This window comes from Mycobacterium kyorinense (assembly GCF_002101735.1).
Classification (GTDB): domain Bacteria; phylum Actinomycetota; class Actinomycetes; order Mycobacteriales; family Mycobacteriaceae; genus Mycobacterium; species Mycobacterium kyorinense.
The window spans coordinates 17,941-28,894 of the sequence record NZ_LQPE01000117.1 but is presented as its reverse complement, the minus strand read 5'-3'; the positions used below and the strand labels follow the sequence as shown (position 1 = coordinate 28,894).

Below are 10,954 nucleotides of genomic sequence, written 5' to 3'. Positions count from 1 at the left end.
TGACAACCGCACCTGGCAACCCGAATCACCCCCGATCACCAAGTCGGCGGCTTGACATCTTCATTGAGAGTCCTTTCGGGTGAGGCGTGGTTGCCGGCACCCATTCAGCGCCGCGACGCCGACAACCGACGCCAGGCTGCCTGGTTTGCCGGTGAGCGTGTGGACAAAGCGCCGACTGTGAACAAGCCGGATCGTTGACTCTGCGATGACCAGGCAAGCTACTCGAACTTTTGCCTGGTACGCGCAGAGTCAACGCGCAAAGCTAGCGGTCGCGGCGTGCCAGTTCGGCCAGCATCGCGTTGTAGGCGGCCAGCTCGGCGTCGTCGTCGCGCTCGGCGGCGCGGTCCAGCCGCCGGGCGGTGCGCTGGTCGCTGCGCGTCCACTGCACCAGCAAGGCGATCATCACGATCACCAGCGGGAATTCGCCTGCCGCCCAAGCGATTCCACCGCCGAGTCGCTGGTCCCCGAGCAGATCGGCGTGCCAGCTCAGATGCAGCGACCGGTAGAAGCTCTCGCCGAGTACGTCGCGGGTGCTCATCAGCACCACCCCGAAGAAGGCGTGCAGCGGCAACGACGCGAATACCACGGCCACCTTGGCCAGCGGCGGGATCGGCCGCGGGGTGGGGTCGACGCCGATCACCACCCAGTAGAACAGGTAGCCGCTGAGCAGGAAGTGCACGTTCATCAGCAGGTGGCCGACGTGGCTGCCCGCCGCGGCGTCGAAGATGCCACCGAGGTAGAGCCCGTAAAACCCGGCCACGAACAGCACTGTGGCGACCACCGGGTTGGTGAGGAACCGCGAGAGCCGGCTGTGCAGCGCGGCCAGCAGCCATTCCCGCATGCCGGGCGGATCGCTGGGTGGCAGCGCCCGCAACGCCAGGCTGACCGGCGCCCCCAGCACCAGCAGCACCGGCACCAGCATCGACAACAGCATGTGGGCGGCCATATGCATGCTGAACATCGCCGGCATGTACCGGCCCACTCCCGACGACGTCGCGAACAGCAGCACCGCGCAGCCCAGCAGCCACGAGATCGTCCGGCCCCGCGGCCAGCTGTCGCCGCGGCGGCGAAGCCGCAGCACCCCGGCCAGATACAGCCCGGCGAACAAGAGCGCCGCGGTGCCGAAGATCAGGTCGAAGCGCCAGTCGAACAGCACCCGCACCACGGTGGGCGGCCCGTCGAAGTCGTAGCCGATCGCGACTTCGGGTATCGACGGGTTGAGGATCGGCGGCGGTGGCGGCGGGGTGCGGCCCAATCCGACGGCAATCCCGAAAGTCAGGCCGAACACCGCGGCCTCGATCGCCGCCAACCGGATCAACAACCCACGCGACCCCGGATCCGCTTGCAGCGCAACGACTCCCGCGCGCCGCTGGCGCCAGCCGACGACGCCGAGCAGGCACAGTGCGACGACCTTGGCGATCACCAGCCGCCCGTAGCCGGTGCTGAGCAGGTCGGCCGGTACAACGCGCACCAAAGCGTTGACGACCCCGCTGAGCGCCATCGCCGCAAAGCACCACAACGCGAGCGTCGAGAAGCGCCGCACCGCCAGCCCGGCGTGCTCGCCACCGCGAATCGCGTGAACCAGCACCACCAGCAGGCCGCCGGCCCACAGCCCGGCCGCGACCAGGTGGATCAGCAGGCTGTTGGTAGCCAGGTCATGTGACCCGCCGGCCGACGAGTGCCCGGTCAGCCCGAGCGGCACCAAGGTCAGCAGCGACCCGGCCAGCAGCAACGGCGTCGGTGACCAGCGCAGCACGGGCAGGCTGGCCAGCATCACCGCGGCGGCCAGGAACGCGGTCCACCGCCACGCCGTCGCGACGTTGATCAGGCTGGCCAGCGACCAGAGGTTCACCGGGTTGAGGTGCGCGCTCAGCGGCTGGCCCGACACGTCGGAAATGGTCAGCGGCACCAGCAGCGCCGCGCACACCGCCCACGCCCCGGCGGCGACCGTCCCCAGCCGCAACGCGCGGTAGCCGTCGGCGTCCAGCACTCCGCTTGCCTGCGGCGGCACCAGAAACGCCGCGAACAGGAACGACCCGACGGCCAGCACGGCGGCGATCTCCCCGGCCGCCCGCACGAACGGCAGCCCCAGCGTGGTCACCGGACCCGGGTCGGGCAGACCGGTCACGGTCAGCGCGTCGGCCAGCGACAACGCCGCGATTCCTGCGGCGGTGCAACCCGCCAGCGCGGCCACGCCGACGAGCAGCGGCCACACCGCCGCACGCCGTCGAACTTCCATCACTACAGCGTATGGCCGGTTGCGGTGTCGCTACCGCGCCGCCCGTCGGGCCGCGACCTCCCGCGCGATGAACTGGTTGCGCGCGACCTGCGCGACGTGATCGAAATCGCGGAGGATGCTGCGCAGTTCGCTGCGGAATGCGGTTCGGCGTTCGGCCAGGTCCGAGGCGGGCTCCAGCAGATTCTGGTCGGCGACGACTTGGCGCGCCGTCGCGAACAGCAGCGTGGACACCGGCTCGCTGCTGCTCACCCGGCCCTGGGCGACGTACTGGCGACCGACGCCGAGCGCCAATTGGGTCAGTTCCTTTTCGCCGATGTCGGCCGGGGCGTCGCGCAGCACGTCGGCGACGATCTCGTACGCCTCGAAGAACACCCGCAGCATCGCATCCGACATCAGCGGTCGTTTGGCGTACAGGATCGCGTCGATTTCGTCGCCCCCCGCGGCGACGTGAGCTTCCCAATCCTGGTGCCAGGCCATCTCTTCGGCGAGGTTGGCCCGGAACGACGCCGAATCGGCGAAGTAGAAGTCGAATTTCAGCAGATCGCGAAGCCGCATGGCCTGCGACCAGAAGGCTTCCACCCGATCGCCCTCGGCGCGTCGGGCATATGCCAGCGCCAGCTCGACGATCGAGGTCTCCAGAAAGGCGTGGATCACCGAGTTGCGGTAGAACGCCGCGGCGTGCTCATCCTCGGGCGCGATGCGCCACACCGGTTCTCGCCCGCCGTCGACGCGGGTGACCGGATGCCCGTTGGACAGTGCGTCCACCGCCGCGCGGACCCCCTCGGGTGTGCGCAGCCGCAACGCGCTGGTGGTCACCGGGGTGTGCTTGCGTTCGAGGTAGTCCAGCGAGTCCTGCAGGGTGTGGTGCAGCTGGCCGAGGGTCAACGCCACTCCGTGCGTGGTCAGCAACAGCGCCGACACCAGCCCGGTGGCGTTCACCGGCGTCGCCCGCAGAATGCGCCAGGCGACCTCGAACGACATCTTTTGCAGGGCAAGACGTTTGGCGGCCGGATCGGTGGCTGTCGGGCCGCCCGCCGGACCGAGGTACTGCCGCATCGAGACCGCCTCGGGGAAGCGGACGTAGATCTTGCCGTAGTTGCGCTCCCCTTGGGCCTTGATGAAGTTGTACAGCCAGCCCACGCCCTCGGCCTTCTTCTCCGCCCCGCGCGCGTAGGCCGCGTATTCGGCCGTCTCGTGCAGCTGGTCGAAGCTGATCGAAACTCCTTGCAGCAGAATGTCGTCGCTGCGGCCGTCCAGGTAGGCCTCGGCCACGTAGCTCATCAGACCGAGTTTGGGCGGCAGCATCTTCCCGGTGCGCGAGCGGGTGCCCTCGATGGACCAGCTCAGGTTGAACCGCTTCTCGACGACATAGCCCACGTACTCCTTGAGCACGTATTTGTAGAGCTGGTTGTCGCCGATGTTGCGCCGAATGAAGATGACGCCGGACCGGCGCAGCAGCGGTCCCATCACCCCGAACGCCAGGTTGATGCCGGCGAACACATGCACCGGCGGCAGCCGGTTCTCCTGCATGGCGACCGGCATGACCGCGCCGTCGATGTAGGAGCGGTGCGAAAAGAGCAGCACCGCCGGATGAGTCTCCAGCGCGGTGCGCATCGCCGCCACTTGGTATTCGTCGTAGTCGATTTCGGGGTCGAAGCCCCGGCTGAGCAACCTGCCCAGCACCGACACGAGGTCTACCGACACTCGGCTCCAGCCGGTGGCGAGCTCGTCGAGCATCTTGCCGGCTTCCTCGAGTGTGGCGCCCGGGATCTTCTCCAGGCCGGCGCGGAATCGCGCGGACGCCAAGATCTCCGGCTTCACCAGTCGCGGCGATTTGTACTGCGGCCCCAGGATCCGGTATTCGGCGCGTTCCAGCGCCAGGATGGCCCGACGCGCGACGAAATGTGCGAAGTCCCTGGGGTTTTCGCCCACCGTAAGGTCGCGCCATTGCTGGCGTAGCTCGGAGACCTTGGCGGACTCCCCTGCCACCACCCGGGCCCGGGACGGCTCGGAGCGCACCACGTGGCGCTGCTGACGCTCATTGGGGTGGTAGGGATCGCGTCCCGGCAGCAGCGCCACCACCCGGCTCAGCGCGGATGCGCCCGCGCGCGGCAGCCAGAACACCCGCACCGGCACGATCGAGCGGTCCTCGTCGGCCTCCAGCTGTTCGACCAGCTGGGCCAGCGCGGCGGGCTCGGGATTACGCGGCGGCAGCTGCAGCACGTCGATCTTGGTGTCCGGGTGCCTCTTTCGTTGCTGCTCCAGCCACTCCGAGACCAGCTCAGCCTCGACCGGCGAGGAAATCGACGCCAACACCAGCGTGTCGTCGGTGGTGGTGAACGTGCCGATTTCGGCGCCCGGCTTTCTCATGATCGGCCCTTCGGCCGGGGTTGCGTCTTGGCGGTCTTCTTCGCCGGCGACTTGGCGGCCTTCTTCGCGGCGCGCTTGCGTGGCGGCGCTTTGGTCACCCTGCTGTACAGGGCGGCTTCGGGCAGCTGGTCGACCGGCCAGTCGGCCAACGTGTCCAAATACAGCTGGCGCACTTCGGCAATCCGGTCCGGCAACGTGTCGACGGTCCAGTTGCTGACCGAAATCGGCGGGAACACAGCGACATCCACCGTCCCCGGATTCATCGTGGTAGAGTTTCGCGCGGCGACGATCTCCGCGTTGCGGATCACGATCGGCACGATCGGGATTCCGGCGGCCATCGCGATGCGGAACGGTCCCTTCTTGAACGGCCCGACGGTGGTGGTGTCCACCCGGGTGCCCTCGGGGGCGATCACGATCGACAGTCCCTTTTTGGCGCGCTCTTCGACCTCGTGCAGCGATTCCACCGCGGCCGTCGGATCGTCGCGGTCGATGAAGACGGTGTCCAGCAGCTTGCCGAGCGTGCCCATGATCGGGTCGCTCGCCAACTCCTTCTTACCGACGCCAATCCAGTTGTCGCGCACCAGCGCAGCGGTGATGATCGGGTCGGCCTGGTTGCGGTGATTGAAGATGAACACCGCCGGGCGTTGCGCGGTCAGGTTCTCCTCGCCGATCACGTTGAGGTGCACGCCGCTGGCGGCCAGCAGCAGCTGCGACCAGGTGGAGGTGAAGAAGTTCACACCCCGGCGGCGGTTACGGGTCAGCAGCCCGATCCCGACCGCGCCGGCGGCGACCGGAAACATCGAGCCGATACCGGCGAGCGTCCGTAACTGCGAGCGGATTCCGACGCTGCCGCGGCTGGTGAACCGCAGAATCGGCCAGCCGCGGCGGCGGGCAACGGCGGCCATCTTGCCTTCGGGGTTGGTCGGGCGGGGGTTGCCGACCAGGTACATCAACGCGACGTCCTCGTCGCCGTCGGCGTAGAAGTAGCTGTCCTTCAAGTCGATACCGTGCTCGGCGGCGAACTGCTGCACGGCGGCCGCCTTGCCCGGTCCCCACAGGATCGGCTTGACCACTTTGCCGGTGAGGATCCCGTTCTCGTCGGTTTCGAACCTGTTGGTCAGCGTGTTGGGAATCCCGAGAAAGCGCGCCACGGGTTCGACCTGCAACGTCAGCGCGGACGAGCTGAGCACCACGGTGTGGCCGCGAGCAAGGTGGGCGCGCACCAGTTCCCGCATTTCCGGGTAGATCCGGCTCTCGATTTTTTGCGCGAACAACCGCTCGCCGATCTCCTCCATATCGGAGAGCGGACGACCGCGCAGCGCCTGGGAGGCTTTGAGGATGAGTTCCTCGAACTCGATACGCCCGAGTTGGTGATTCAGGCCGGCCTGGATCATGCCGATCAGCTCACCGACGCCCATCTCGCGGCGCCGGAAGCGTTCCTGGGTGAGGATGACGCCGGTAAAGCCCGCGACCAAGGTTCCGTCCAGGTCGAAAAACGCGCCGATCTTGGGGCCGGGCGGGCTGGCCATGATCTCGGCGACCGACCCGGGCAACCGAAGGTCGCGCGGCTGCTTGCGCTCTTCCGTGGCGGTCATGACTGGGACACCGATCGGCTCGACGACTCGCGCACCTCGACGTCGAACGACGCCGGCGCCGGGTGCGGCGCGGGTTCGCCGGCCAGCGCGAGGATCTCGTCGAAACCCTCCAGCAGGCATCGGGCCCATAAATCCTCATGGCGCACCGCGGCCCGATCGTAGCGCGTGGTGATGGTGCAGTACCCGCCGCGAGAGATCAGCACCGCCATCATCGCGACACCCGGCAGCGGTCCAATGCCATACTGCCGCAAGACTTTTGCACCGGCGAGGTACGTATCGCCCGGGTAGACCGGCACATTGCTGGCCTGCACGTCCGATGCCACCACCGAGCCGGTCATCGACTCGAGCAACGGCGAGGGCAGCACGCTGAGCAGGGGCGCGATCGAACCGATGAAGTCCATCGCCGGTTCGTCGCGGCGCTGCGTCATCTGGGCGCGAATCTTGCGCATCCGGGCCACCGGATCGGCGGTGCCCACCGGAGCGGCCAAGTTGACGCCGGTGAACCGGTTGCCGCCAGCCGGGTCGGATTCGGCCCGCAGGTTCACCGGCACCGCCATCGGCAACGTCGCGATCGGTACCCCGAGCGCTTCGTGGTAGCGGCCCAGCGCACCGCACATCCCGGCCAGGTAGGCGTCGTTGATCGACCCGCCGCCCCCCTTGGCGGCCCGGTGCAGGTCGGACAGCGGGATGTCGATGGCTTCGGTGCGGGTGGCCAGGCTGCGCCGGCGCAGCAGCGGCGACGGCTCGGCCGCCCGGCTCACCACTCGCACGCTGGAGCGGGCGTAGCTCAGCGCGCCGGCCACCGTGGACGCGGGCCGAAGCACCGCCCGGCCCACCACCGACGCCGCGCCCCACAGCGCGCCCCGGACCCCGTCGACCACGGCCTCGGGCAGGTGGTTGAGCCCCTCGCGCATCAGGTCGTTGGGCGACAAATCCTGCGGAATGGGTTGCGGCGGTGGCGGTCCGGCCGGCGGGTCACGCTCCAAGTCGTAGATGTGGGCGAACATCTCCACGCTGCCGACACCGTCGGTGACAGCATGGCTCAGGTGCAACAGTGTCGCTGCCCTGCCGTCGGCCAGGCCGTCGATCAACGTGACCGTCCACAGCGGACGGGCGATGTCCAGCGGCGACTGCAGCATCACCTCGGCCAGATCGAATACCTGCCGCAGCGTGCCGGGTTCGGCGACGCGTAGCCGTCGCACATGAAAGTCCAGGTTGAAATCGGGATCCACCACCCAGCGCGGCGCGGCCGTCGGCAGCGTCGGCACGACCACCTTCTGGCGCAGCCGCAACACCCGCCGCGACGCGTGTTCGAAACGGGTCCGGAACCGCTCCCAGTCCGGCGTGGTGTCGAGGATTTCCAGGGCCATGATGCCCGAGCGGGTCCGCGGGTTGGCCTCCCCGCGGTGCAGCAGATAGTCGACCGCGCCGAGCGCGGTGGGCAGCCCCGCCGCGTCGACGGACTCAGCCACCGGCTCGTCCCCGTTCTGGCATCGCCGCTCCAGCCTCTCGTTTCGGCACGCTTACCCAAACGCTAGTCCGGTTGCCGTGATGGCGGTAGCGATTGCGAGGATCCGCATAATGGCAATAAAAGTCAGCCGACCGGCTTACGAAATACTTTGCCCGCGGAGCGAATTGGAATTTCAGCTCGCCGATGTGGCGTGTTTGCGCGCCGCACTTCTGCGGGAGCGTAGATAGCGTCCGTGCACAAAACCCAAAAAATCGGCGACGGCGTCCGCTGTCAGCCGCGACCGGACGGTCCCGACGATATCGAATGCGTGGTGGGCGTTGGGAAGCTCCGCATAGCACACGGTCGCGGCACCGGCCTCGCGCAGTGCAGCACAAAATGTTTGCGCCTGCGCGCGCGGGATCAGCGAATCGTTGGCGCCGTGCAGCACGAAAAAAGGTGGAGCTGCGCTGTGCGCGTGCGATATCGGCGACGCGAATTCGAACAACCCGGGATCGTCCACGTAGCGCTTTTGCATCACGAAGTGCTCCAAAAACGGCAGCATTAGTTCGTGCATTTTCTCGGCGTCGGTGAAGTCGTAGACCCCGTAGTAGGGCGCGGCCGCCTGGACCGTGGTGTCGGCGTTTTCGAAGCCGGGCTGCAGCCGCGGGTCGTTGGCGGTGAGCGCCGCCAACGAAGCTAGATGCGCTCCCGCCGAACCTCCGGTGACCGCGACGAAATTCGGGTCGCCGCCGTAGTCGGCGATGTTCTCGCGCACCCATGCGATGGCCCGCTTGACGTCGACGATGTGTGCCGGCCACGCCTTGCCGGGGCTCTTGCTGTAGTCGATCGACACGCAGATCCAGCCGAGTTCGACCATCCGGCCCATCAGCGGATATGCCTGGCCCCGTTTGCCGTTGAGGGTCCACGCGCCGCCCGGGATTTGCAGCAGCACCGGGGCCCGGCAGCCCTCGGGCAAGTCCGGACGACGCCAGATGTCGAGCAGGTTGTCCCGCCCCGCCGGCCCGTAGGAGATGTCCGAGGTCTGCGATGCGTACCGACGACGATGGCCCGCGGCGTGCAATAGTCCTCCGCGGCGCGCACACTCGGCCTGATCGGTGACCGGGTGCGACACCCGGGCGCGGTAGTCGGGGCCGAAGGCCTCCTCGAGCGCCGCGGACAGGATGCGGTCCGCGCGTTGTGCGGCCCATGTCGTGGCGACCCGGCCGACCGACAGCGGACTCACCCCCGACAGCGCATGGCCGGTCAGTACCTGCGGCGAGAACTCAGCGGACAGCCATCCCGCGAACCACGCGACGGCAAACGGCGAACCCTGCAGCAGCAGAGCGGCGGCGCGATAGGTGTCGACTGCCTCGGCTGCCAGGTGCGCGCCGTGGCGCAGCGCCAGGGCGCCGGCCCGCGAGCACCTCGTGGTCACGGTCATAGCCATGCTCATGGCAACGCCACTCCTTGACGTCGGCCCACGCGTCGCCGGTCAGCGTACGTGTGTCGCGCGTCACAGGTTAGCGAATCACTAATTCCGCCAACGGGATTTCGATCGGCGTTGCGCGTCAGGACTTGACCTTTTCCCGGGTTGGATACACTGACCTGCGCGTACGACTTTCCGGCCCCCGTAGCTCAGCTGGACAGAGCGCATGACTTCTAATCTTGTGGTCGCAGGTTCGAATCCTGCCGGGGGCACCTCGTCAGGGTTGGCCGAGCGTTGCCGGCGCGGCGGGGCGACGGTTGACCCGCCAGCGCGAGTATCTCGTCGAAACCCTCACGCAGGCACCGGGCAAACAATTCCCCATCGCGGACGGCGGCTCTGTCATAGTTGGCGGTGACGGTGCACCAGTCGCCGCCGGACAACAGGACCACCACTATTCCCACGCCGGGCACCGACGCGAGACCATGCTGCCGTAGCACTTTCGCCCCCGCGAGGTAGATATCGCCGCGGTACGACGGCACATTGCTGGCCACCACATCGACGAATCCCCCGCTGCTCATCGCGCTCAGCAGGGCCGCCGGCAAAACACTCGCCAGGCGCGCAATCGAGTGGGTGACGTCCCGCGCGGGCTCGTTTCGGCGTTGCGTCATCTGTGCACGGATCTTGCCCATGCGAGCGACGGGATCGTCCTCGCCGACCGGCGCTGCCAGGATGACGCTGCTGACCTGGTTGGCGTCGGTGAGGTCCGCTTCACCGCGCACGTTCACCGGCACCGCCATCGGCAGCGCCTCGATCGGCGCGCCGAGCGCCCGGTGATAGCGGCCCAGCGCGCCGCACAGGGCGGCCAGGTAGGCGTCGTTCAGCGAACCGCCGCCGGCTTTGGCGGCGCTGCGCAGGGTGGAAAGGCGGATGTCCAGCGCTTCGCTGCGGCGTACCGTGCCGCGCTGGCGCAGCAACGGTGATGGCTCGACGGGCCGGCTCATCACTCGCATCACCGAGCGGGCGTAGACCACGCCGCCCACCAGCGCCGACACCGGATTCAGCAGCAACCGGCCAGCAGTGCGCAATGCGGCCCACACCGCTCGCCGGACGCCGCGGACAATGTCTCGGGGCAAGCGGTTGATGCCCTCCCACATCAGGTCGTCGGGGGACAGATTCTGCGGAAGCGGTGCCGGAGGTGGCGGCTCGGCCGGCGGATCGCGCTGCAGCGCGGGGACCTGCGCGAACATCTCGAGGGCGCCGATCCCGTCGGTGAGCGCATGGCCGATGCGGAAAAGCAGCGCAGACCTGCCGTCGGCAAGGCCCTCGACCAATGTTGCGATCCAGAGCGGTCGCGAGGTGTCCATCGGTGACCGCAGCATCTCGTCGGCCAAGTCGAATACGTCCCGCGGCCTGCCGGGCGCGGGCACCCGCGTCCGGCGCACATGAAAGTTCAAGTCGAAGTCCGGATCCACCACCCAGCGCGGCGCGGTCGTCGGCAGGGTGGGTACCACTACCTTCTGCCGCAGCCGCGGCACCCGACGGGAGGCGTCTTCGAAATGGACGCGAAACCGGTCCCAGTCCGGCGCGGTGTCGAGGAAAACGACTCCCATGCTGCCTAACCGCGCATGGCTATGAATTTCGCGTCGATGCATCAAATAGTCGGCGGGTCCCAGCTCGCTGGGCGTGCCGGCGGCGTCAACCATCCCCCCTGCTCCGCCTTTCAAGTGCGTCGGGCCTCTGCAAACCTCAAGCTAGACCGGCAGACGCGTCGGCGGAGCTAATTGTGCGGATTCGCTGGTTTGGCTGGACACCGGGTCACCAGCTCGCGAATTACATGGGAAATGTGTCGAATAAGGGCCCGCGCTCGGCTGTCT

Annotated in this window: 6 protein-coding genes and 1 tRNA gene; 1 reads left to right on the top strand and 6 read right to left on the bottom strand. The window is 68.0% G+C overall.

Annotated elements, in window-relative coordinates:
• Window positions 1-262: 262 nt before the first annotated feature.
• From AWC14_RS14280 to lipQ, 5 genes are all read right to left on the bottom strand, one after another.
• Complete coding sequence (locus AWC14_RS14280; protein ID WP_045380695.1) at window positions 263-2,239, bottom strand: bifunctional copper resistance protein CopD/cytochrome c oxidase assembly protein; 1,977 nt, start codon at window positions 2,237-2,239, stop codon at window positions 263-265.
• 30 nt (window positions 2,240-2,269) lie between these two features.
• Window positions 2,270-4,609, bottom strand: coding sequence for a glycerol-3-phosphate 1-O-acyltransferase (locus tag AWC14_RS14275; protein WP_045380696.1), 2,340 nt, complete (start codon window positions 4,607-4,609; stop codon window positions 2,270-2,272).
• Window positions 4,606-6,204 carry an HAD-IB family hydrolase/lysophospholipid acyltransferase family protein gene (locus AWC14_RS14270; RefSeq protein WP_045380698.1) on the bottom strand — a complete coding sequence of 533 codons (1,599 nt, stop codon included), beginning with the start codon at window positions 6,202-6,204 and terminating at the stop codon, window positions 4,606-4,608. Before AWC14_RS14270 ends, AWC14_RS14275 begins: the two co-directional genes overlap by 4 nt.
• On the bottom strand, window positions 6,201-7,676 hold the full coding sequence (locus AWC14_RS14265; protein WP_045380700.1) for a wax ester/triacylglycerol synthase family O-acyltransferase: 1,476 nt from the start codon (window positions 7,674-7,676) through the stop codon (window positions 6,201-6,203). The genes AWC14_RS14270 and AWC14_RS14265 overlap by 4 nt, the downstream gene beginning before the upstream one ends.
• A gap of 171 nt (window positions 7,677-7,847) precedes the next feature.
• Entirely contained in the window at window positions 7,848-9,107 is a 1,260-nt protein-coding gene (gene lipQ, locus AWC14_RS14260) for an esterase LipQ (protein WP_045380702.1), read from the bottom strand.
• 171 nt (window positions 9,108-9,278) lie between these two features.
• Between lipQ and AWC14_RS14255 the strand changes: the two genes are divergently transcribed.
• Window positions 9,279-9,352 (top strand) — tRNA-Arg (locus tag AWC14_RS14255).
• Here AWC14_RS14255 and AWC14_RS14250 read toward each other — a convergent pair.
• A complete protein-coding gene (locus AWC14_RS14250; protein ID WP_057003236.1) occupies window positions 9,314-10,783 on the bottom strand; it encodes a wax ester/triacylglycerol synthase family O-acyltransferase in 1,470 nt (489 codons plus the stop codon). The genes AWC14_RS14255 and AWC14_RS14250 overlap by 39 nt on opposite strands.
• Window positions 10,784-10,954: the final 171 nt, after the last annotated feature.

Coding starts and splice junctions, on each gene's coding strand:
- AWC14_RS14280 (WP_045380695.1), bottom strand. CDS start 2,239: ATGGAAGTTCGACGGCGTGCGGCGGTGTGGCCGCTGCTCGTCGGCGTG.
- AWC14_RS14275 (WP_045380696.1), bottom strand. CDS start 4,609: ATGAGAAAGCCGGGCGCCGAAATCGGCACGTTCACCACCACCGACGAC.
- AWC14_RS14270 (WP_045380698.1), bottom strand. CDS start 6,204: ATGACCGCCACGGAAGAGCGCAAGCAGCCGCGCGACCTTCGGTTGCCC.
- lipQ (WP_045380702.1), bottom strand. CDS start 9,107: ATGAGCATGGCTATGACCGTGACCACGAGGTGCTCGCGGGCCGGCGCC.
- AWC14_RS14250 (WP_057003236.1), bottom strand. CDS start 10,783: ATGGTTGACGCCGCCGGCACGCCCAGCGAGCTGGGACCCGCCGACTAT.